At 72.8% G+C, this 22,094-nt stretch carries 21 protein-coding genes; 12 read left to right on the top strand and 9 right to left on the bottom strand.

Annotated features, from left to right (window positions below; translation table 11 throughout):
• Positions 1-64: 64 nt before the first annotated feature.
• The 3 genes from qcrB to ABTZ03_RS19680 form a co-directional block, all read right to left on the bottom strand.
• A complete protein-coding gene (qcrB, locus tag ABTZ03_RS19690) occupies positions 65-1,684 on the bottom strand; it encodes a cytochrome bc1 complex cytochrome b subunit (RefSeq protein WP_350514285.1) in 1,620 nt (539 codons plus the stop codon).
• A 146-nt stretch (positions 1,685-1,830) separates the two neighbouring features.
• The gene (locus ABTZ03_RS19685) at positions 1,831-2,508 is read right to left on the bottom strand and encodes a TetR/AcrR family transcriptional regulator (RefSeq protein WP_350514284.1); all 678 of its coding nucleotides are present in this window, start codon (positions 2,506-2,508) and stop codon (positions 1,831-1,833) included.
• A 236-nt stretch (positions 2,509-2,744) separates the two neighbouring features.
• Positions 2,745-5,075, bottom strand: coding sequence for a serine/threonine-protein kinase (locus ABTZ03_RS19680; RefSeq protein ID WP_350514283.1), 2,331 nt, complete (start codon positions 5,073-5,075; stop codon positions 2,745-2,747).
• Positions 5,076-5,254: 179 nt separating this feature from the next.
• Between ABTZ03_RS19680 and ABTZ03_RS19675 the strand changes: the two genes are divergently transcribed.
• On the top strand, positions 5,255-5,980 hold the full coding sequence (locus ABTZ03_RS19675; RefSeq protein WP_350514282.1) for a dienelactone hydrolase family protein: 726 nt from the start codon (positions 5,255-5,257) through the stop codon (positions 5,978-5,980).
• An 87-nt stretch (positions 5,981-6,067) separates the two neighbouring features.
• Here ABTZ03_RS19675 and ABTZ03_RS19670 read toward each other — a convergent pair whose 3' ends face one another.
• Positions 6,068-6,904, bottom strand: coding sequence for a helix-turn-helix domain-containing protein (locus tag ABTZ03_RS19670; protein WP_350514281.1), 837 nt, complete (start codon positions 6,902-6,904; stop codon positions 6,068-6,070).
• Between the two features lie 137 nt (positions 6,905-7,041).
• Here ABTZ03_RS19670 and ABTZ03_RS19665 point away from each other — a divergent pair, with 137 nt between their 5' ends.
• From ABTZ03_RS19665 to ABTZ03_RS19655, 3 genes are all read left to right on the top strand, one after another.
• A complete protein-coding gene (locus ABTZ03_RS19665; protein ID WP_350514280.1) occupies positions 7,042-8,106 on the top strand; it encodes an aldo/keto reductase in 1,065 nt (354 codons plus the stop codon).
• A gap of 298 nt (positions 8,107-8,404) precedes the next feature.
• Positions 8,405-10,027 (top strand): HEAT repeat domain-containing protein, encoded by a 1,623-nt coding sequence (locus ABTZ03_RS19660; RefSeq protein WP_350514279.1) that lies wholly within the window; start codon positions 8,405-8,407, stop codon positions 10,025-10,027.
• Positions 10,028-10,067: 40 nt separating this feature from the next.
• Positions 10,068-10,388, top strand: coding sequence for an immunity protein CdiI family protein (locus ABTZ03_RS19655; protein WP_350514278.1), 321 nt, complete (start codon positions 10,068-10,070; stop codon positions 10,386-10,388).
• A gap of 73 nt (positions 10,389-10,461) precedes the next feature.
• Here ABTZ03_RS19655 and ABTZ03_RS19650 read toward each other — a convergent pair whose 3' ends face one another.
• A complete protein-coding gene (locus tag ABTZ03_RS19650; protein WP_350514277.1) occupies positions 10,462-11,571 on the bottom strand; it encodes an FAD-dependent monooxygenase in 1,110 nt (369 codons plus the stop codon).
• 225 nt (positions 11,572-11,796) lie between these two features.
• Between ABTZ03_RS19650 and ABTZ03_RS19645 the strand changes: the two genes are divergently transcribed.
• The 4 genes from ABTZ03_RS19645 (at position 11,797) to ABTZ03_RS19630 (ending at position 14,845) form a co-directional block, all read left to right on the top strand.
• Positions 11,797-12,744 carry a TetR/AcrR family transcriptional regulator C-terminal domain-containing protein gene (locus ABTZ03_RS19645; RefSeq protein WP_350514276.1) on the top strand — a complete coding sequence of 316 codons (948 nt, stop codon included), beginning with the start codon at positions 11,797-11,799 and terminating at the stop codon, positions 12,742-12,744.
• A gap of 67 nt (positions 12,745-12,811) precedes the next feature.
• Entirely contained in the window at positions 12,812-13,375 is a 564-nt protein-coding gene (locus ABTZ03_RS19640; protein ID WP_350514275.1) for a TetR/AcrR family transcriptional regulator, read from the top strand.
• Positions 13,376-13,481: 106 nt separating this feature from the next.
• Positions 13,482-14,426, top strand: coding sequence for an NAD-dependent epimerase/dehydratase family protein (locus tag ABTZ03_RS19635; protein WP_350514274.1), 945 nt, complete (start codon positions 13,482-13,484; stop codon positions 14,424-14,426).
• Positions 14,427-14,428: 2 nt separating this feature from the next.
• Entirely contained in the window at positions 14,429-14,845 is a 417-nt protein-coding gene (locus ABTZ03_RS19630; protein ID WP_350514375.1) for an organic hydroperoxide resistance protein, read from the top strand.
• 46 nt (positions 14,846-14,891) lie between these two features.
• Here ABTZ03_RS19630 and ABTZ03_RS19625 read toward each other — a convergent pair whose 3' ends face one another.
• Both ABTZ03_RS19625 and ABTZ03_RS19620 read right to left on the bottom strand, forming a co-directional pair.
• The gene (locus ABTZ03_RS19625; protein WP_350514273.1) at positions 14,892-15,719 is read right to left on the bottom strand and encodes an SDR family oxidoreductase; all 828 of its coding nucleotides are present in this window, start codon (positions 15,717-15,719) and stop codon (positions 14,892-14,894) included.
• Positions 15,720-15,788: 69 nt separating this feature from the next.
• Entirely contained in the window at positions 15,789-16,418 is a 630-nt protein-coding gene (locus ABTZ03_RS19620) for a TetR/AcrR family transcriptional regulator (protein ID WP_350514272.1), read from the bottom strand.
• Positions 16,419-16,484: 66 nt separating this feature from the next.
• On the opposite strand from ABTZ03_RS19620, the gene ABTZ03_RS19615 reads away from it, so the two are divergent.
• Together ABTZ03_RS19615 and ABTZ03_RS19610 are read left to right on the top strand one after the other, a co-directional pair.
• Positions 16,485-17,753 (top strand): beta-ketoacyl-[acyl-carrier-protein] synthase family protein, encoded by a 1,269-nt coding sequence (locus ABTZ03_RS19615; protein ID WP_350514271.1) that lies wholly within the window; start codon positions 16,485-16,487, stop codon positions 17,751-17,753.
• Positions 17,750-17,920: a hypothetical protein gene (locus ABTZ03_RS19610; protein WP_350514270.1), complete on the top strand. Its 171-nt coding sequence runs from the start codon at positions 17,750-17,752 to the stop codon at positions 17,918-17,920. Before ABTZ03_RS19615 ends, ABTZ03_RS19610 begins: the two co-directional genes overlap by 4 nt.
• Positions 17,921-17,941: 21 nt before the next feature.
• Here ABTZ03_RS19610 and ABTZ03_RS19605 read toward each other — a convergent pair whose 3' ends face one another.
• Together ABTZ03_RS19605 and ABTZ03_RS19600 are read right to left on the bottom strand one after the other, a co-directional pair.
• A complete protein-coding gene (locus tag ABTZ03_RS19605) occupies positions 17,942-18,610 on the bottom strand; it encodes a response regulator transcription factor (RefSeq protein WP_350514374.1) in 669 nt (222 codons plus the stop codon).
• 61 nt (positions 18,611-18,671) lie between these two features.
• Positions 18,672-19,838 (bottom strand): sensor histidine kinase, encoded by a 1,167-nt coding sequence (locus ABTZ03_RS19600; RefSeq protein WP_350514269.1) that lies wholly within the window; start codon positions 19,836-19,838, stop codon positions 18,672-18,674.
• Positions 19,839-19,988: 150 nt separating this feature from the next.
• On the opposite strand from ABTZ03_RS19600, the gene ABTZ03_RS19595 reads away from it, so the two are divergent.
• Positions 19,989-20,729, top strand: coding sequence for an ABC transporter ATP-binding protein (locus ABTZ03_RS19595; protein WP_350514268.1), 741 nt, complete (start codon positions 19,989-19,991; stop codon positions 20,727-20,729).
• Positions 20,726-22,066, top strand: a complete 1,341-nt coding sequence (locus tag ABTZ03_RS19590; protein WP_350514267.1) for an FtsX-like permease family protein — start codon at positions 20,726-20,728, stop codon at positions 22,064-22,066. Before ABTZ03_RS19595 ends, ABTZ03_RS19590 begins: the two co-directional genes overlap by 4 nt.
• The last annotated feature ends 28 nt before the right edge of the window (positions 22,067-22,094 follow it).

Genomic DNA, 22,094 nt, shown 5'->3' with positions numbered 1-22,094 from the left:
AAGTGCTGCCGAGAGGCAACGTCAACTGAGACTCCGCCGAAGATCCGTCTCACCCGACCTTGCATCACCGCTGGTCACAGCTTCGGCTACCGGCAAGATCAAATGAGACGGGACAGGTGGGCTTGGGGAGCTGGCTGCCCTCGCCGTAGAAGCCGCGGGAGAGCCTGGCCCGGGTGCGGGCGAGGGCGCCGGCCTTGCGGGTCACGCCGTTCCCGTCCGTCCGGGCCGGTAGCGGGATGGGCCGGTGCTGCTCGTGGGCGGTGAGCCGGTGCAGTTCGGCGGGGTCGAGCCCGGCGTGCACCTCGACGAACTCGCCGTGCGGCAGGCGCTTGATGACGCCGGTCTCGCGGCCGTGCAGCACCTTCTCCCGGTCGCGGCGCTGGAGGCCGAGGCACCAGCGCTTGGTGACGACGAAGGTGACGACCGGGAGGACGAAGAAGCCGGCCCGCACCGCGTAGGTGATGGTGTTGAGGGACAGGTGCAGGTGGGTGGCGAACAGGTCGTTGCCGCCGCCGGCGAGCATCACCAGGTAGACGCTGATCCAGGCGGCGCCGAGGGCGGTGCGGACGGGCGCGTTGCGCGGCCGGTTGAGCAGGTGGTGTTCGCGCCGGTCGTTGGTCACCCAGCCCTCGATGAACGGGTAGCCGGCGATCGCGCCGAGGACGACCGGGAACAGGGTGAAGGGGATGAGCACGCCGAGGTTGAGGGTGTGGCCCCAGAGCCCGATCTCCCAGCCCGGCATGACGCGGATCAGGCCCTCGGCGAAGCCCATGTACCAGTCGGGCTGGGCGTCGGTGGACACCTGGTCCGGGCGGTACGGGCCGTACGCCCAGATCGGGTTGATGGTGGCGACCGCCGACATCAGCGCGATGATGCCGAAGACCAGGAAGAAGAACCCGCCGGCCTTGGCCGCGTAGACCGGCATCAGCGGCATGCCGACGACGTTCTTCTCGGTCCTGCCGGGGCCGGCCCACTGGGTGTGCTTGTGGTGGAAGACCAGGATCAGGTGCGCCACCAGCAGGCCGAGCATGATCCCGGGGATCAGCAGCACGTGGATGGTGAAGAACCGCGGCACGATGTCGTGGCCGGGGAACTCCCCGCCGAACAGGAACATCTGGAGGTACGTGCCCACCAGCGGCACGGCCAGGAGCACGCCCTCGATGAACCGGATGCCGGTGCCGGACAGCAGGTCGTCGGGGAGGGAGTAGCCGAAGAAGCCGTCCAGCATGCCGAGGAAGAGCAGCAGGAAGCCGAAGAGCCAGTTGATCTCGCGCGGCTTGCGGAACGCGCCGGTGAAGAACACCCGCATCATGTGCACGAACATGGCCGCGATGAAGACCACGGCCGCCCAGTGGTGGATCTGGCGGATCAGCAGGCCGCCGCGGACCTCGAAGCCGATGTCCACCGTCGAGGCGTACGCCTGGGACATGGGCACGCCCTTGAGCGGGACGTACGAGCCGTTGTAGACGACCTCGGCCATCGAGGGCTTGAAGAAGAGGGTGAGCCAGACGCCGGTCAGGATGATGACGACGAACGTGTAGAGGCAGATCTCGCCCAGCATGAAGGACCAGTGGTCCGGGAAGATCTTCCGCAGGTTCGCCCTGGCCAGGGTGTAGATCCCCAGCCGCCCGTCCGCCCAGTCGGCCGCCCGTCGCCCGCGCCCTCGGTCCTGATTCCGGGTCATATCCCCACACCCCAGTCCAAAGTGAAACGGGGACAGCTCCCCGCCCCATGTCGGGGTCAGGTTAACCGGGGAGTGGTCCCTGTTTCTAGTCCGTGGTGATCCCGTTCACAGCGGTCGACGGTCGACGGTCGACGGTCGAGCCGCCCTCACGCCTCCCACAGGTTGAGGAAGGCCTCCTCCAGGCGCTCGGGACCGAGCGGCGCACCGGGCAGCGGGTGCGTCCCGTCGGTGGGGCGGAACGCGTCGAGCAGGAGGGCGAGGGGCCGGCGCCAGCCGTTCGGCTGCTGCTCCGTCAGGGCGGGCATCGCGCGCACCAGCGGGCCCATCAGGATGAGCAGGTCCATCGTGGTCACATCGGTGCGCAGGGAGTGCTGCTCCTGGGCGCGGACGACCAGGGCGGCGACCGTCGCGGCGTTGCGCTCGGAGAGCTCGGCGAGGAACCGGGAGTCGCGGGCGGTGGCGGTGACCAGGTCGTTGAGGCCGCGGTCGCCGGCGACCAGGGTGAAGATCCGCTCGAAGTAGCCGCACAGCGCCCGCCAGCCGTCCGGATCCGCCAGCGCGCCGGCGGCGGCCTCGGCGAACACCGTGCGGGTGTCGGCGAAGATCTCCTCGATCAGGGCCTCGCGGGTGGGGAAGTGCCGGTAGAGGGTCGCGTTGCCGATGCCCGCGGCCTTGGCGATGCGGTCCAGCGGCACGCCCAGGCCCTCCCGCGCGAAGAGGTCGCGGGCGGTGTCCACCAGCAACTGCCGGTTGCGGGCGGCGTCACGGCGCCGCGGGGGCGCTGTTGCCGGGGTGGCGGGGGAGCCGTTCGGGGCGGGGGGCAAGGCGATGACCTCGGCAATCGTCGCGGGTCGTCAGAAGACGGAAAAGCAGTGAGGAACCGGGCGTGCAGCAGCCTATCGGCCGTCGTCGGACCCCCGTCGGTGGCCCCGGGGGGCCTCGCTCGACGGGCGGGGCGCGACCCGGGCGGTCGACAAGGTCCTGGTGGACAGTGCGGCCCGACGTTCGGTTCGGCCGCTGTGTGCCCATCCGCCTGCCAGGGGACCGCCTCCTCGATCGACTACTGGGGCTTCACCCGCAGCGGGGCCAGGGAGGTCAGCACGCGCTGCGCCAAGGCGTCCGGCAGCGGGGCGTACATGAGGTTCTGGCCGGCGGCCTGGCCCTCCCGGCTCAGCCCGTGGGCCAGGAAGTTCGTCAGGACGGCGGTGCCGGCGAAGGCGCGGTCGGCCCCGCCGTGGTCGCAGAAGTCGATGTAGCCGACGTCGACGATGGGGTAGCTGAGCGAGTGGGGCTTCGCGTAGTCGATCGTGACCGTCAGGTTGGTGCCCGTGCCCTGCACCGAGCCTCCGGCGGCCATCAGGCTGGCGGACTGGGGGGTGAGCTCCACCGCCTGGTCGCCGCCGGAGCTCACCTTGGCCTTCTGGAGGGTGCCGGCCTCCGGGAGCGGCACGAAGGAGATGGACCACTGGCCCCCGGCGACGTAGGCGGGGAGGTCGGACGCGTTCGTGCCGGACGCGGACCGTGACTTGTCGGGCCACGCCCGGCCCGGCTTGTACGGGAAGTCGGCGGGCGCCGCCTTGGCGAGGTACTGGGTGAAGATGGCGGTGGACGCCGACTCGTTGCTCGGGACCCGCGCGTCGATCGGCGAGTCCGGCAGGTTCCAGACCGGGTTGAGGGCCTTGATCGCCGGGTCGTTCCACTTGGTGATCTTGCCGGTGAAGATCTTGGCGAGCGTCGGGGCGTCGAACGTCAGCCCCTTCAGCCCGGGCACGTTGTAGACCACGGCGATCGGCAGCACGATGGCCGGGATCTGGGAGGCGTAGCCGGTGGGGCAGCTGTGGCCGACGACGGCCCGCTGATCGTCCGTCATCGGGGAGTCCAGGGCGACGCCGTCGGACTTGAAGGTCGCGTACTGGTCCATCACGGTGCCGCTCGACGCGCCGTTGAAGGTGATCGCGGCACCCGGGCAGTCCTTGGCGTAATCCGCCTGCCACTGCTTGACCAGGGCCACCTGCAGCCCGTCCGCGCCGACCGCCTGCTTGCCGTCGGGACCGCAGGCGGAGTCGACGGTCGTCGCCGGCACCGAGGAGGACGGGCCGGACTTCGGACCGTGGGACACCGGCTCGTTGGGGACGTTGTCCCGCCAGGCGATGAAGCCCAGGGTGCCCGCCGTGGCGACGACCACCGCGGACAGTGCCGAGCCGATCAGCACGCCCTTGCGCGGGCCCTTGCGCGGGCCCTTGCGCGGGCCCTTGCGCGGGCGCGGGCGCAGGGCGGCGTCGGCGAGGGACGGGGGGCCGGAGGGGGCCGCCAGGTACGAGGGGAGGACCGGGACCGGGGTCGGGTCCGTGGGCGCCGCGGCCCCGGCGGGGGGAGCGGGCGGAGTCGGCGGCGTCGCGGTCACACGGGCCGGGGGAGTCACGGGTGCGAGCGGAGCCGCGGGTGCAAGCGGAGCCGCCGGGGCCGTCGGCGTCGGTGTCGCCGGGCCTGAGGCTGCCGGGGTCGTCGGCGTCGGCGTTGCCGTCGCCGGGCCTGAGGCCGCCGGGGCCGTCGGCGTCACCGGCCCCGTTCGGAACTGAACCGTCCGGTCCCGCTCGCCACGCGCGGCAAGCCCCAACAGCTGCTCCACCGTGGGCCGTTGCTCCGGCTCCTTCGCCAGGCAGGCGACGACCAGCGGACGCAGCTCCGCCGCGAGTCCGGTCAGGTCCGGCTCCTCGTACACCACCCGGAACCCCACCGCGTGCGAGGAGTCCACGCCGAACGGCCCGCGTCCGGTGGCCGCGAAGGCGAGCACCGAACCCAGCGCGAACACGTCCGTGGCCGCCGTCGCCGTACCGCTGCGGAACTGCTCGGGCGCCATGAACGGCGGGGTGCCGACGGCCACTCCGGTGCTGGTCAGCTGGGTCTCGCCGGCCGACTTGGCGATGCCGAAGTCGATGACGCGCGGGCCGTCCTCGGCGAGCAGTACGTTGCCGGGCTTGAGGTCGCGGTGCACCAGCCCGACGCGGTGGATCTCCCGCAGCGCCTCGGCCAGCCCGGCGGCCAGCCTGTGCACCTCGGGCGGGGTCAACGGGCCCTGGCCAGAGACCCGTTCGCCCAGCGAGGGACCGGCGATGAAGAGCGTCGCCAGCCAGGGCGCCGGCGCGTCGGCGTCCGCGTCGAGCACGGGTGCGGTGAACGCCCCGCTGACCTTGCGCGCGGCCGTGACCTCCTGCCGGAACCGGGCCCGGAACTCGGCGTCCGCGGCCAGTTCGGGCCGGATCACCTTCACCGCCACCTGGCGCCCGGACACCGACTGGGCGCGGTACACCACGCCCATCCCGCCCGCGCCGAGCCTGCCCTCGAGGAGGTACCCGCCGATCGCTCGCGGATCGTTCTCCAGCAAGGTCACGTTCCGACCCCTCCCCCGGTATGAGCGGCCACCCGGCCGACCGGCCCAGCTTAGTGGGGACCCGTCCACGAACCGACGGCAGCCCTCGGACCCGCAGGTCCGCCCGCTGCGCGACGCTGCTGTCTGCCATCGGCGAATACCTCCCCGGGCGGGCGCAACGGTCGGTACCGTCCGGTCACATGACGACGATCACCACCCGTACGGTCGCCTACCCGGCCGACAACCTGACGATGATCGGACACCTCGCGCTCCCGGCCGGTGCCGGGCGCCGGCCGGCGGTCCTGATCGGACCCGAGGGGATGGGGCTCAGCGACGTCGAGCGCCACCGGGCCGATGCGCTCGCCGAACTGGGGTACGTGGCGCTGGCCTTCGACCTCCACGGCGGACGCTATCTGGAGGACCCGGAGGAGATGCTGGCCCGCTGCCTGCCGCTGCTCGCCGACCCCGACCGCATGCGGGGCATCGGCCACGCCGCGCTCGACGTACTGCGCGCCGAACCACGCGCGGACCCCGACCGGACCGCCGCCGTCGGCTACGGCACCGGCGGCGCGGTCGCACTGGAACTCGGGCGCGACGGCGTCGACCTGCGCGCGATCGGGACGGTCAACGCACTGACCACGGGCCGACCGGGCGAGGCGGCACGCATCCGCTGCCCGGTCTGGGCCGGGGTCGGGTCGGAGGACCCGATCATGCCGCCCGCGCAACGGGAGGCGTTCACCGCCGAGCTGCAGGCCGCGGGCGTCGACTGGCGCCTCACGGTCTACGGCGGCGCCCTGCACGCCTTCCACCACCCGACGGTCGACCACGCCACACCTCCCGGCGTCGGCTACCACCCACGGCACGCCCGGCGGGCCTGGCGTGACGTCGTCGCCCTGCTCGCCGAGTGCCTGCCCGTCACGGACTGATCCGACCGGGCTCCCGGTGGGCTGTCAGCCTCCTCGGCCCCGGTCACCCTCTGCGGCCCCGGTCGCCGCGCGCACGGCCGGCCCCGGTCACCGCGCGCACAGCCGGTCCAGGGCCGCTCGGCTCCCGTCGTCCGCGGGGCGGTAGACCAGCAGGCGCAGCTCCGGGTCCTGGAGCGGCAGCAGGATGTCGAAGTCGACGGTGATCGCACCGGCGACCGGGTGCCGCAGCACCTTGCGGCCGCGTCCGTTGACGCCGACCTCCCGCTCCGACCACAGGCGGGCGAAGTCCTCGTCCTGGGTGGCGAATTCGGCGATGAGACCGGACAGTTCCCGGTCCTCCGGGTGCGCGGCCCAGGCCGCGCGCAGGTGGGCGATCCCGTCCCGCAGCACCTGCTCCCGGTCGGCGTAGAAGCCGCGCATCGCCGGGTGCAGCAGGCACAGCCACATCGCGTTGCGCCGGGCCGGTGGTACGGCCTCGAAGTCCGGTAGCAGCCGGGCCATTTCGGGGTTCCAGGCGAGGATGTCGTAGCGGTGGTCCAGCAGCATCGCCGGCAGCGGCGAGAGGTCACCGACCAGGCGGGCCAGCGACGGTGCCGCACCGGCGGCCGGCCCACCGGTGGTGCCGGGGCGGCGGTGTCCGGCCAGATCGAACAGGTAGTCGCGTTCGCCCGGTTCCAGGCGCAGGGCCCGGGCCAGTGCCGCCAGCACCTCCACCGACGGGCGCAGCCCGCGGCCCTGCTCCAGCCGGACCACGTAGTCGGTGCTGACCCCGGCCAGTTCGGCGACCTCCTCCCGGCGCAGCCCCGGCGTCCGCCGGGGCCGCCGGGTCACCGGCAGGCCCAGCCGGTCGGGGTCGAGGCGTTCGCGCCTGCTCCGCAGGAAGGCGGCCAGCTCCTGGGCGGTGTCCATGGTTCGGGTCGTCATGACCGGTCCAACCGCCAGGGTGGGAGCGATCTTCCCAGGAAGAGCCGTCCCTTACCCCCGGACCGGCGCCGCCGCAGACTCGGTTCCGGCAACGGAACACGAGCACATACGAGTACAAACGAGCACAGGAGTACCTGATGGCACTGGCCCTCGACGACTACCGGCTGCTGGGCCGCTCGGGACTGCGGGTCTCACCGCTGGCCCTGGGCACCGCGACCTTCGGCACCGAATGGGGGTGGGGCGCGGAACGGGCCGAGGCCCGCAAGCTGTTCGACCGCTACGTCGGGCTCGGCGGCAACTTCCTCGACACCGCCGACACCTACACCGACGGCAGCTCCGAGCGCCTGCTGGGCGAGTTCGCCCAGGAGGAGCGCGAACGCCTGGTGCTGGCGACCAAGTACTCGACGCTGCGCCGCCCCGGCGACCCCAACTCCGGGGGCGGGCACCGCAAGGCGCTGTTCGGCTCGGTGGAGGGCAGCCTGCGGCGGCTCGGCACCGACTACCTCGACCTGCTGTACCTGCACGTCTGGGACGTCCGGACCTCGGCGGAGGAGGTGCTGCGCGGCCTGGACGACCTGGTCCGGCAGGGCAAGGTGCTGTACGTGGCGATCTCCAACACCCCGGCCTGGCAGGTGTCCCGGATGCAGGCGATCGCCGACCTGCGCGGCTGGGCCCCGCTGGTCGCGCTGCAGCTCGAGTACAGCCTGATCGAACGCACCGCGGAGCGAGACCTGATCCCGATGGCCCGGGAGATGGGCCTGGGCGTGGTCCCGTACTCGCCGCTCGGCGGCGGGGTGCTCAGCGGCAAGTACGGCCGGGAGGACGTGGGCGCGACGGGCGCCGGCCCCGACGGCAGCACCCGCCGGAGCCACAACCTCGCCCTGGGCACCCTCACCGAACGCAGCCTCGGCGTGGCCGGGGTGGTCCGGGAGGTGGCCGCCGAGCTGGGGCACACGCCGGCCCAGGTGGCGCTGGCCTGGACGCTGCGGAAGCCGGGCGTGACGAGCACGCTGCTCGGCGCCCGCACCCCCGCCCAGTTGGAGGACAACCTGGGCGCCCTGACGGTCGAGCTGACGGACGCCCAGCTGGCCCGGCTCGACGCGGCGGGGGCGATCGCCCTCGGCCAGCCGCACGAGCTGCTGACCAGCGAGCCCATCCGCCAGGTGACCACGGGCGGCCTGCGGATCGAGACCCGCGGCTGACGGTCGGCCGTACCCGCCGCTGACGGCCTGCCGTCAGCGGCGGGCCGGCGGGCCACCAGGCCGCGAGTTCGTCGTAGCGCTGGCGCAGTACGTGCTGGACGAGGGCAGAAGACGGCCGCGGCCGCCACCGCACTCGAACGCACCCGCCTGACCGACGCCGACAAGGACAGGATCGCCTCCGGCAACGCCCGCCGGCTTCTCCGGCTGTGACGGCCCACCTGTAGCAGCCCACCTGTGGTCGGCCGTCGGCGTCGTATATGGGGGGCGGCAGGACGGTCTGATCAGGCAGGATGGCGCGGTGAGCTTCTTCTCCCGTCGTCAGCAGCCCGTCCAGCCCGTCCAGCCCGTCCAGCCCGTCCCGGCCGTCCCGTCCCTCTCGGCCGTCCCGTCCCTCCCGCAGCCCTCCCCGAGCACGGACGCCCTGGAGCGCGTCCGGCTGGCGGTCGCCGGGGCACGGGCCCGGGACGGCGGTGCGCTCGAAGAGCTGACCGCCGCGCTGATGGAGGTCGGCTCGGCCGGGCAGCTCGCGGACTCGCTCGAAGCGCTGCGTGCGCTGACGCGGCATCCGGAGCTGCTGCTGCGCCTGGACGCCTCCATACGACGGGAGTCGTGGTACGCGAGGCGCCCGGACCCCTCGCCCACCGAGGACGACCCGGTCGCGCTCGCCCTGGCCGCCTCGCACGGCAACGGCCGCGCACGGGAGCGCGCGGTACAGCGGATCCTGCACGAGCCGCACCCCGAGCTGATGCCGTTCCTCGTCCTGCGGACCAGCGACTGGGTCCGGCAGGTACGGGGAGCGGCGTGCGCGGGCCTGGCCGTCCTGCTCCACGAGAACCCCCGGCTGACCACCCCCACGACCGTGCGGACGGCCCTGCTGGTCAACCGGCGCCGCCACGGCGCCTTCGCCCACGGCCAGTTGATCTCGCCGCTGCTGGACGCGTCGGACACGGCCCTGCGCGGAGCGCTGCTGACGGCCCCCGAGCCGGCGGTGCGCCGCTTCGTCCTCGACACCGTCGCCCACCGCCTCGGGCTGCGTGACCTCGCCGCCCTCGCCGAGAGCGACCCCGACCGGCAGGTCAGGGCCCGGGCCGCCGAGGCCGCCGCCCGCCAGGCGGTGTGGAGCGACCAGGCCGAGCTGCTGCGCCGCCTCGCCCGCAGCCGGCACGCCGAGGTGCGGATCACCGCCCTCACCGGGCTGATGCGCACCGGCTCGCCCCAGGAGGTGGTGCCGTTCCTCGACGACTCGTCCGCACTGGTGCGGGCCCTGGCACGGGAGGCGGCACGCCGCACCGGCACCGACGCGCGGGCGTACTACCGCGCGGCGGTCCAGAGCGCCGAGCCGCCGGTCGGGGCCGTCGCCGGGCTCGCCGAGACCGGCGGCCGGGCCGACGGCCCCCAGCTCACCGCCCTCCTGGACCACCCGTCCGCTCAGGTCCGGGTCCAGGCGCTGCGCGCCCTGCGGAGCCTGGACGCGGTGCCCGTCCCCCGCGTCACGGCACTGCTCGGGGACGGCTCCGGCGCCGTGGTCAGGGAGGCCGCCGCCGCCCTCGCCCCCAGCGCCACCCAGCTGCCCGCCGACCTGCTGTGGGACATGCTCGCCGACCCGCAGCGGCCCGCGGTGCGCCGGGCCGGCTACCGGCTGCTGAACCGGCGCGACCGCCCCACCGCCCTGCGCGCCGCCCTCCTCGTGAGCGGCGACCCCCACCCCCGACTCGCGGCCCGCGGCAGGACCGACGCCACCACCCGGATCCGCGCCCTGGCCCCGCACCGCTGGCGCACCCGCCCGGTCACGCCCCTCGACGCCGACCCCGCCCAGGCCGCCGAACTGCTCGCCCTGGCGGAGCGGCACCGCACCGAACTCACCGACGACGTGGTGCAACTGCTGCACGACGCACTCGGCCCGGCGCCTGCCGGCCGGTGACCGGGCTCGGCGTGTGCCCGGTGCTGTGAAAGGCTGGAGCATGCCCTCTCACCTGCGCTTCTTCTTCGAGTACGGGGTCGACACCCCGCTGTGGCCAGGCCCTCCCGGCGCCCCCGACCTCGACAGCCCCTACGGATACCCATGCGTCCTGGAGGCCCTGCCCATCACCCCGGCCACCCGGAACGAGCTCACGAGGCTCTCCGACCTGTACCAGTCCTCCCTCGACTGGGACCACCCGGCCGGTCCCTCGCCCTGGACCCGGGACCAGCAGGAATCGTTCCGACGCGAGGCCGACGCAGCGCTGGAGGCGCTGCGCCGCGACCTGGGGGAGGACTGGGCGGTCGAGGACCGCAGGCACTGAGCCACCTGACGGCGGCCGCACGGGCTGGCCACCTCGCGGTCGGGCTGCGCCGGGGACTGCTCCTCGCGCGCTGTCAGCCGTCGAGTGCGATCGCGTTCTTGGCGTGTTCGACGGAGGCTTCGGCAGCCGGTCCGCCGGGGTTCTCGGTGGCGAGTGCCTGGTTGAGCTCGACGAAGGGGCGCATGCGCTCGTCGTAGCGGGCGAACGCCGCGCGGTGGTCGCCGTCCGCGCGGCGCAGGGCGTCGGCCAGTACGTGGGCTCCCACGAGAGCGAGGCTGGTTCCCTGGCCGGACAGCGGGGAGGCGCAGTAGCCCGCGTCGCCGAGGAGGACGGTGCGGCCGTTCGACCAGCGGTCCATGTGGACCTGCGTCATCGCGTCGAAGTAGAAGTCGGGTGCCTCCCACAGGGCCTTCAGCAGCTTCGGGGTCTCCCAGCGCAGTGTCGCCATCCGCTCGGCGACGAACTGCTTGTGCCGGTCGGCGTCACGGTGGCCGGCGGGCAGCGGTTCGCCCGCGAAGCCGAACGTGATCCTCAACTCCCTGTTGTCCCGCACCGGGTAGATGCCGTAGCCGGCCTCGCCGTCCCTGAGCCACAGCTGCCAGTCGTCCAGGGCGAGGAAGTTGTCCGCGCTGAAGATCGCCAGATGCATGCCCAGGTGGCGGGTGAACTGCTCCTCGGGCCCGAAGGCCAGCCGTCGTACGGCCGAGTGCAGGCCGTCGGCTCCCACGACCAGGTCGAAGGTCCGGGGGCGGCCGTGCTCGAAGGCGACCCGGACCGCGTCCTCGTCCTGGTCGAGCGCGGTGATCCGGTCCCCGAAGACGAACTCGACGTCGGCGCAGGCCTGTTGGTGCAGGATGCGGAGCAGGTCGTCACGCAGTAGCTCGATGTCGTCGTTGGCGAGCCGGCCGCTGCTGAAGGTCGTCTCGGTGGAGCGGTGGATCTCCTTGCCGTCGCCGTCCAGTACGGACATGCCGCGCATCCTGGTGCGGTGGGCCCGGACGTGGTCCAGCAGCCCCATCCGCTCGATGACATCGAGTGCGACGCCACGGATGTCGACTGCCTGGCCGCCGGGGCGCAGGCCCGGTGCGCGTTCCACGACCGTCACGGCGATGCCGTGACGGTGCAGCCAGTGGGCGAGCGCGGACCCGGCGACACCGGCGCCGGAGATCAGCACGGTCTTCATGCAAGCTCCTTCATACGAGCACTTCCGTCATACGAGCACTTCCGTACGAGCACTTCCATACGCTGTACGCGCTCTGAATGTACGGCGTATGCACAGCGCTGCCAACTGCTCCTTTCCTCCTTCTGTCCTAGGACAGCAGGCCGATTCCGGCCACCCCCGCTGCTAGGGTCTGAACTAGTACAGGTCCGGTGAGTCCCGAAAGAAATCCCTCCAGGAGCCGACAGCATGGCCTCGCAGTCCGCCCCGCCGTTCCGGCGCATCGCCGACGAGATCGCCCGGCGCATCGCCGAGGGCGCGCTCGCCCCGGGCGAGCGCGTGCCGTCGACACGTCAGATCGCCCGTGAGTGGGGAGTCGCGCTCGCCACGGCCACGAAGGCCCTCACCGCGCTCCGCCTGGAAGGCCTGGTCGAGGCCCGTCCCCGGGTCGGTACCGTGGTGGCGGCCCCGGCGCCGGCGGAGGATCGCGTCCCGTCCAGGCGCAGGTCCCCGTCCGCGCTCCTGCCCGATCACGAACTGAGCCGTGAGCGGATCGTCCGCGCCGCGATGGACCTCGCGGACGGCGAGGGGCTGGGCGCGGTGTCGATGCGCAGCGTCGCCGCCAGGCTCGGCGTCGCCGCCATGTCCCCCTACCGGTACGTCAACAGCAAGGACGACCTGGTCCTGCTGATGGCGGACGCGGCGTTCGGCGAGGAGACCTACCCGGTCGAGCCGCCGGAAGGGTGGCGGGCCCGCCTGGAGCTCGGGGCGCGGACCCTGTGGGGGATCCACCGCAGGCATCCCTGGCTCTCCCAGGTGGGCTCCCTCACCCGCCCCCTGATGCTTCCGGCCCTGATGGCCCATGCGGAATGGGCGCTCGCCGCCCTCGACGGCCACGGCCTCGAACCGGAGGCCATGCTCGACCTGCACGTCCTGCTCTACGGCTACATCCACGGGATCGCCGTACACCTGGAACGGGAAGCGCAGGCCGAGGCCGCCACCGGCCTGTCCGGGGACCAGTGGATGGACCGGCAGGCCCCCGCCTTCGCGGCGATCACCGTGGCGGCCCGGTATCCCGTGTTCACCAGGATCGCCAACAGCTGCAAGGACGGCTACGACCTCGACCTGGACACGCTGTTCGAGTTCGGCCTCAAGCCGCTCCTCGACGGCATCGCCCTCATCGTCGAGGCCACCTGACGGGCCGGCCCGGCGGGAAGCGGGGGAAGGGGTTGACGCGGGAAAGTGTGAGTGGTTTATTACTCATATGGCGACGACGGGACGGGTGCTCAGCACCGCGGAGGAACGCAGGGAAGTGGTGCTCAGCACCGCGGTCAGCAGCTTCGCGGCCCGTGGCTACTACGGCACCAACACCACCGAGGTGGCGAAGCGGGCGGGCATCTCGCAGGCCTATGTCTACCGCCTGTTCCCCAATAAGGAGGCGTTGTTCCTCGCGGTCGTCGAGCACTGTTTCGACCTCGTGCGGGACAGCTTCGCCAGGGGGGCGGCCAAGGCGCGCGGCAGCGAGCCGCACGAGGTGCTGATGGCGATGGGCGACGAGTACGCCCGGCTCATCGCCGACCAGGACCTGCTGCTGGTCCAGGTGCACGCCCAGGCGGCCGCGGCGTCCGAGCCCGCGGTGCGCGAGGTGGTGCGGCGCGGCTACGCCAGGACCGTCGAGTACGTGCGCAGCGTTTCCGGCGCGGACGCCGACGCGGTCCAGTACTTCATGGCCAGGGGGGCGTTGTGCCACCTGGTGGTGGCGATCGGCGCCACCGAGGTCGACGCGCCGTGGGCGAACACGCTCTCGGCGGGCCTGCGCCACTACTGAGTTCCGTCACCGACCGAGTTTTCGCTGCGAGAACGGCCGCGTCATGCGGCCTTTCTTTTGACCCAAAGTGTGAGTGGTTAACCACTCAATCTCTGAAGGAGAAGTCATGAGCCAGGAACTGCACGTCGTCCTCGGCACCGGACCCGTCGGCCTGACCCTCGCCGAGCGGCTCGTCGCCCAGGGCAACCGGGTGCGCACGGTGAACCGGTCCGGCGGTGGGGAGCAGATCGCCGGTTCGGTGCGGGTCGCCGCCGACGTGACCGACCGGGCCGCGCTCGCCGAGATCGTCGAGGGCGCCGACGTCGTCTACAACTGCACGCACGTGCCGTACCAGCTGCAGCCGCAGGTGCTGCCCGTGATCCAGGACGCGCTGCTCGACGTGGTCGGCCGCAGCGGAGCGAAGCTGGTCACCGTCGAGACGCTCAACCAGTACGGCCCGACCGGCGGGGTGCCGATGACCGAGCGGACGCCGCTCGCCGCGCCGGGCCCCAAGGGGAAGACGCGCGCCGCGATCACCGAGCGGTACCTGGCCGCGCACCAGCGTGGGGACGTCCGCGTCGCGCTCGGCATGGCGGCCGACTTCTTCGGCCCGCGCGTGCTGCTGTCCTCGCTGGGCGTGTCGGTGTTCCCGGCCGCGCTGGCCGGCACCGCCAGGCTCGGGCTGGGCGACATCGACCTGCCGAGGAGCTACACCTACGTGCCCGACCTCGCCGCCGGGCTCGCCCTGCTCGGCTCCGACGAGCGCGCACTCGGCAGGCTGTGGCACCTGCCCGTCGACGGCCCGTACACGACCCGGCAGATCCACGGCATCATCGGCGACCTGACCGGCGAGCCGACGCAGCTCACGGTGCAGCGCGAGGCGGAGCCGTTCGGCCCGTACGACGAGGAGTTCATGGCCGAGTACCGCGAACTCTTCTACTGGCACACCGAGCCGTTCGTCATGGACGACTCGCTCTACACCAGCACGTTCGGTGCCCGCGCCACCCCGATGCGCGAAGCGCTCGCCACGACCCTCGACTGGTTCGCCCACTCCGTCCAGGAAGGACAGTGACCATGCAGACCCTCTACACCACCGAGGTGACCTCCAGCGGCGACGGCCGCAACGGCAGGGTCCGCTCCAGCGACGGCCTGCTGGACACCGCGCTCGCGCTCCCCAGGGAAGCCGGCGGCTCCGGCACGGCGACCAACCCCGAGCAGTTGTTCGGCGCGGGCTACTCGGCCTGCCTCCACAGCGCGCTACGGCTGGTCGCCCGGGAACGCAAGGTCACCCTGTCCGGCGACACGGTCGTCGCGCGGGTGGCTCTCGCCCGGGACGACGCCGGGTACCTGCTCGACGTCGAACTCTCCGTGCTGCTGCCCGGGCTGTCGCAGGCGGACGCCGAGTCGCTGGCCGGGGACGCCCACGGGCGCTGCCCGTACTCGCGGGCGATCCGCGGCAACGTCGACGTCACGCTGCGCGTCGCCGTCTGACCGGCGGGCCCCGGCATCCGCGATCGCATCGCGACGGAAGAGGAGTTCACGCCCCCGGGGCGAGGAACCGGCGGGCGCCGCGGAGCCTGGTCCGGAGCCCGCCCTGGGTGGCGCGGCTGTCGAGGCGGACGTCGAGTGCTCCGGGAAGTGCGCTGTCGGCCCGCAGGCCGGCGGGGAGCCGGGAGGCGTCGAGCCCGTCACGCAGGGCGATGAGGGCGCCGAGTTCGTGGCGGCTCACGGCATCGGTTCCCGCCAGGTGGTGGACGCCGGACCGGTCGCCGGAGGCGAGTTCCAGCAGGGCGGCGGCCAGGTCGGCGACGTGTACGGGGCAGCGGACGTCGTCGGTGAACAGGACACCGGCACGGGTGCCGGCCGCGAGGTCGTGCACCGCGCGTACGTGTTCCGACCGCCGGTCGCCGATGATCAGGGAGGTTCGGGCGACGACGGCGCCCGGGTCCACGAGGCGGACGCCGGTCTCCGCCGCGGCCTTCGCGGCCCCGTAGGGGGTGAGCGGGTCGGGGAGGCAGGATTCGTCGTAGTGGACGCGGGCGCCGGAGAACACGGCGTCGCTGGAGACGTGGACCAGGCGGCTGCCGTGCTTCGCCGCGGTCATCGCCAGGCGGACCGGTCCCTCGGCCGTGACCGTCCAATCCGGTCCGCCGCTCGTCGCGTTGACGACCACGCGAGGCTTCACCTCGGCCATGACCGCCTCGATGCGGTCAGGGTCGCGCAGGTCGAGGGCGTGCCACGACACCTCCGGAGCGCTGCCGGCCCGGGTGGCGAAGGTCGCAGCCGTCGCACGGCCCGCCGCTGCCGCCTGACGGACCAGCTCGGTGCCCAGGAATCCGCTGCCGCCGATGATCAGGATGGTCATGGTGCGACACGGTAGAGGAGGTGCCACTCACGCGCTGGTGGGACCGACCGTACGGACCTCCGCGACTGGTCAGCCCGTGGGCCGGCCGGGCTCGGGTGAGTCGTGGACGGTCAGTGCTCCGGCGAGGTCGAGGTCGGCGACGGTGCCGTTCGCCCCGGCGCGGACGAGCAGGACGGCGCCGAGGGCGGTGCTCCAGAAGGTCCTGGTCTCCGTGCTGAGCGGGCGGTGGGTCTTCCAGCCGCGGCTGTCGAGGAGTTGGCCCACGAAGCGCTCGGATTGCCGGAACAGCAGTTGGAGGTGCTGGTCGACGACGGGGGCGAGTTCGGGCTTGGAGATGCCGGCGGCGAGTGCCCGGGCGACGGACGGGAGCGAGGGCATGGCCAGGACGGCGCGGGCGATGTTGCGTCGGAAGGCCGCCGCGTCGGGGGCTTGGCGGCCGATGCGTTCGATCCGGCGGGCGTCGTGCAGCAGGCCGAGGAAGGCGGCGTGCACGAGCAGGGAGTCCTTCGAGCCGAAGTGGTAGGTGACCTGGTTGGGGAAGACGCCTGCGGCGTTGGCGATCTCCGCGACGCTCACCTCGGCGCCGGGTCGCTCCTTGCACAGCCGCGCGGTCTCCTCGATCAGCCGGCGCCTGGTCGCGCGACCGCGGTCCCGTGGCCGGGCGGGTGTCGGTCGGGCTTCGGTTCGCTTCTTCTCCACCCGCTAATTGTATGTGATACAACAGGGCTCATTCACTTGTATCGCATACAAGAAAGGCCCAGGGGCATGCACCGGACTGAAGTTGACGTCGTCGTGACCGGACTCGGCGCGATCACCCCACTCGGCGGAGACGTGGCCTCCACCTGGGAGGCCCTGCTGGCCGGCGAGTCCGGCATCCGCGGCGGCGCCCTGCCCGGCCACGAGGGCGCCGGCCTCCCCGACACCGTCGCGGGCACCATGGCGGTCGACCCCGCCGGACTGCTGCCGCGGGTCCAGGCCAGGCGGCTCGACCGCTCGCAGCAGGCGGCCCTGGTCGCGGCCGCCGAGGCCTGGGCCGACGCCGGCACCCCGGAGGTGGACCCGGACCGGCTCGCCTCGGCGATCGGCACGGGCATCGGCGGCGTCCGGACGCTGCTGAAGGAGGACGACGCCCTGGAGGCGGCCGGGGCGCGGCGGGTCTCGCCCCGCACCGTCCCGATGCTCATGCCCAACGCGGCGGCGGCGCTGATCAGCATCGAGTACGGCGCGCGGGCCGGGGTCTACACGCCCGTCTCGGCGTGCTCCTCCGGTGCCGAGGCGATCGCCCTCGGGGCCAGGCTCATCCGGGCCGGCGAGGCGGACGTGGTCATCGCGGGCGGGACCGAGGCCGCGATCACCCCGATCACCGTCGCCGGCTTCGTCCAGGCCCAGGCACTGGCGCGGTGCACCGCCGAACCCGCCTCGGCGTCCCGGCCGTTCGCCGCGGACCGCACCGGATTCGTCCTCAGCGAGGGCGCGGCCGTCGTGGTCCTCGAAAGCGCCGAACACGCCGCCGCCCGGGGTGCGCGCGTCCACGCCGTCCTCGCGGGCGCCGGCATCGCCGCCGACGCCCATCACATCACGGCGCCCGCCGCCGACGGCTCCGGCCAGATCTCGGCCATGCGCAAGGCCCTCGCGCAAGCCGGACTGGCCCCCGAGCGGATCAGCCACATCAACGCCCACGCCACCGGAACCCCGGTCGGCGACGCCGCCGAGGCACACGCCATCAGGGAGGTCTTCGGCCGCGCCACCGTGACGGCCCCCAAGGCGGCGCTCGGCCACCTCTTCGGAGCCGCCGGCGCGATCGAGGCGCTCATCGCCGTCCTCAGCGTCGAGCACGGTGTCATCCCGCCGACCCGCAACCTCACCACGGCCGGCGTCGATCCCGACCTCGACCTCGACGTCGTCGCGGACCGACGGGACGCCCCCCAGGAGGCCGTGCTGAGCAACTCCTTCGGCTTCGGTGGGCAGAACGTCTCACTCATCGTCACCAACGCCCGGCAGCACACGTCCCGAGCGGCCTCGGCCACGCCGTGACCCACACCAGCAACGGTGCGGCCCGCTGCTTCCTGGAGAACTCGCCCTTCACCGACGGGCAGAAGGCCGACATCGGCCACCGCAACTGGGACCGCCTCACCGCCCGCGCCGGGTTCGCGGCGGCTCGCATCCCATCGGATCCGATGGCGACCGCCGACGGGGTGTGACGACGGCCAGGGGCCCCACGTCTAGTTGTATTCGAACCAGGTCAGGATGGCCTTCACCCGGCGGTTGTCCTCGCCGGAAGGCATGCCGAGTTTCAGGAAGACGTTCCCCACGTGTTTGGCCACGGCGGCGCCCGAGAGGAACAGCTCCGCCGCGATCTCCGCGTTGGAGCGGCCTTCGGCCATGAGGGCGAGCACCTCCTGTTCGCGGGCCGTGAGCCGGGCGAGCGGGCCCCGGGGCGGGTCGGCGCGGGTGACGTGGCGGACCACCTCGGGGTCGATCACCACTCCGCCGCCGGCGACCGTCTCGACGGCCCGCAGGAAGTCCGCCACCCTGCCCACCTTCTCCTTGAGCAGGTAGCCGACGGCCCCGTCGGCGCCCGGGCCGTTCAGGAGTTCACGCACGTACGGGCCCGTGACGTAGGCGGAGAGGACCAGTACCGGCAGGTCCTGGTGCCGGGACCGGATGTCGATCGCGGCCCGGAGTCCGTCGTCGGTGTTACCGGGCGGCATGCGGACATCCGTGATCACCAGATCGGGGGCGGCGCCGGCGGCGGTGAGCTCGTCGACCGCCGCGACCAGTTCGTCGGCGTCCTCGCATTCGCGGATCACGTCGTGGGCACTGGAGACCAGGATCTCCCGGATTCCGGCGCGAATCAGCAGACTGTCGTCCGCCAGGATGATTCTCACAATCGATGTCCCATCGCTTTCCCTGTCCCGTTTTTCCCGTCCCGCTTTTCCCGGTCGAATTCCGTCACCACGGGGGTTCGGCCGGGGCGGATGCCACGACCTCCGTCCCGCCGCCCGGCGGGCTGATGATTTCGAGGTTCCCACCGACGCTTCGCATCCGCTCACGCAGCCCGGAGAGCCCGGAACCGGTGCTGATCCGCGCGCCGCCGGCGCCGTCGTCCCGCACCAGGACGCGCACCCCGCTGTCGGAGCACCGCAGCTCGATCCGGGCGCTGTCGACGCCTGCGTGCTTGGCGATGTTCGTCAGGGCCTCGGAGACCGTGAAGTACACGGCCGCGGCGATCGGCGAGGAGAGCCGGGCGTCCGTACCGGTGCTGGTCAGTTCGACCCGCAACGGTGATCTGGCCACCAGCTCCCGGACGGCGGCGATGAGACCGAGATCGCTCAGTTCGCCGGGGTGGATGTCGCGCACCGTGTCCCTCAGCCGTTCGAGCGCGCGCTCCGCCTGGCCCTGGGCCTGGCGGGCCAGCTGGACGATCCGCTCCTCGTCGATGGCCGAGGCCGCGGCCTCCAGGATTCCCAGGCGCATGACGAGGGCGACGAGTTCCTGCTGGGCGCCGTCGTGCAGGTCACGCTCGATGCGTCGGCGCTCGTTCTCGAAGGCCACCGTCAACGAGGCCCGGCTGGCGCGGAGTTCCTCCAGTTTCGCGAGCAGGTCGGGGTTCCGGCGCCCCGAGAAGGCCCGCAGGAGCAGGTCGCGGAGCAGGGAGACGCTGGCCAGCACACCCCCGGTGAGCGCGCCGAGGACGATGCCCGAGGGCACCGCCACGAGGGTCTCCCACAGGGCGGCCGGGGTGAACGGGCCGACTTTCGCGGCGATGCCGAAACCCCAGAGGACGGGGGAGAGGACCAGCGCGAGGGCGCCGAAGAATCCGAGGAATCCCACCAGCAGCGAGAGCGCGGACAGGAGCGTGGCGGTGGCGAACACGGGGAGGTCGGTCCGCCACACCGACCGGGTCCGCAGCCGACCGGCCACCCACCGCGCCCAGCTGCGGTCGACGGGTCGCAGCGGCACCGTTTGGACGCCGCACCACTGCGCCCTGGAGCGGTCCAGCTCGGCCACCACCGGGACCGAGACCGGTGCGGCGAGAACGGAAACCAGGAGGATCGGAAAGGCGGCCGCTGCGACGAATTCGGTCAGGAGCCTCCGGGCAACACGAATCTGCGCCATGATCAATATCTTCGCACAGTTCGGATCGGGCGAGCGGTAGACCCAGGTCTACTTCCAATAGCAGTGCGGGCACCCGTGCGCTCCACCGCCCGTCGCGGCTTTCCTTGGGTCATGTCATTTTCCACTGCCGCTCCCGTGCCGTGCATTCGTTTGCGCGGCCTTCGGACGGAATTCCCCCTTCCCGGCCGCCGGGGCGAGACGACGCGCGTCCTGCACGACATCGACCTGGACATTCCCGAAGGCCGGCTGACCGCCGTCGTCGGCCCCTCCGGTTCGGGCAAGTCGACGCTCCTGCTCTGCACGGCCGGCCTGGAGCAGGCGACGGCGGGGTCCGTCGAGATCCTCGGGACGGACCTCCGCTCGCTCGGCCCCCGCAGGCAGGCCGCGTTCCGCAGCGAGAACATCGGCTTCGTCTTCCAGGAGTACAACCTCGTCAGCTCGCTGACGGTCGAGGACAACATCGCCCTGCCGGCGCGGCTGGCCGGTCGCCGGGTGCCCAGGGCGAGGGTCGAGGACGCCATGGCGCGGCTCGGCATCGCCAAGCACGCGCGGCGACGCCCCGACCGCCTCTCCGGTGGCGAGCGCCAGCGCGTCGCGGTGGCCCGGGTGGTGGCGAACCGGCCGCGGATCGTCTTCGCCGACGAGCCGACGGGTGCGCTCGACCTCAAGTCGGGTCATGTGGTGCTCGACTGGCTGCAGGCGCTGCCCGCGCAGGGGAGCACGGTGCTCATGGTCACCCACGACCCCCACGCGGCCGCCCGGGCCGATCAGGTCGTGGTGATGGGGTCCGGGCGGTTGCACGCCGTCATTCCCGGTGGCGACTCCCGCGCGGTGGGCGACGCCGTCCTCTCGGCGCAGTCGGCGGACGAGGCCGGCGGGGAGGAGTCGTGATCCGCCTCGTGCTGTCGGACATCCGCTTCCAGGCCTCGATGTGGTGGTGGACGCTCCTGTGCGCCACGGTCGGCGCGGCGTGCTCGGCGGGCTCGGCCATCGCGATGTTCACCGCCCTCTCGGCGGCGCGGGCGGCGGGTGACGCGCGGATGGTCTCCGCGTCGACCGCCCTCGGCGGCAACATCGTCTTCTTCACCGTGCTCGCCGCCGTGGGCATCGTCGCCTCCGCGGTCGGTCTGACGTTGACGACCCAGCGGCGCGAGCACGCCCTGTGGGTGATCCTCGGGATTCCGCGCCACCGGGTCAGGCGCATCCTGCGGACGGAACTGGTGGTGCTGGGCACGGTGGCCGGCGTGCTGGCCGCACCGCTCGCCCTGCTGGTCGCGGGCGTCGCCCTCGCGCAGTGGAGGGGGGCGGGGCTCGACCTGCACGGGGCCTCGGTCGGGTTCCGGTTCTGGTACGTCGGCGTGAGCGCGCTGTTCGGACTGGTTCCGTGCCTGCTCGGGGGCTGGGGCGTCACCCGGCGGGCCGCCAGGACGCCGGAGATGCACGCCTTCCGGGACCACTCCGATCCCCCGGCCCGGCCGGGCGTCGTCCGCGGTGTGCTCGCCCTGTGCCTGCTCGCCGGTGTGGTCGGGATGTGGATCCCCGGCCTGGGCTTCGAACTCAAGGGCGGGCTCGCCCAGCGGACGGCCTTCGCGTTCGCCGGGAACCTCTTCCTCGTCTGCCTGCTGCTGCTGATGGGGCCGTGGGTGCTCACCCCGCTGATGAGGCTCTGGACGGCGCTGGTGCCCTCGCGCGGCGTCGCCTGGCACCTCGCCGTGCGGTCGTGCCGGGCCCGCGCGGCGAGGAGCGTCACCACGGTGCTGCCCTTCGCGCTCTCCCTGTCGTTCGTCGGCCTCTTCATGGTGATGGGGAACGTCATGCCCGGCGGCAGTACCGGGCTGGACAACATCCTCGTCGTGCTGGGCTGGGTCTTCGTCGTGTCCTGGGTCGGGGGCCTCGCCGTGATCGCCCTCGTCGGGCGGGAACGCGTCCGTGACTCCGCCGTCGTGACGGTGGCCGGTGCGCGGCCGGGCGTGGTCACCCGGTCGCTGGTCTACGAGGGGGCGATCTACGCGGGGACGGCGATCGTCTTCGGCGCGCTCTTCCTCGCCGTGTCGAGCCTCACCATCGCCCTGGGCGCCCGGACCGACGTCGTCCGGGTCCTGGCGGACCTCCCCTGGGCCACGCTCGGGGCGCTCGCCGCCGGGACGCTGGCCACCACCTGCCTCGCGCTGGTCCTACAGGCCGCCCGGGTCTCCCGCACGGTCGCGGTCCGGGCCCTGCGCTCGTGAACCGGGACGCGGCAACCAACATCACCGT

Source organism: Kitasatospora sp. NPDC096077 (assembly GCF_040303245.1).
Classification (GTDB): Bacteria; Actinomycetota; Actinomycetes; order Streptomycetales; family Streptomycetaceae; genus Kitasatospora.
This window is presented reverse-complemented; position numbering and strand designations above follow the sequence as displayed.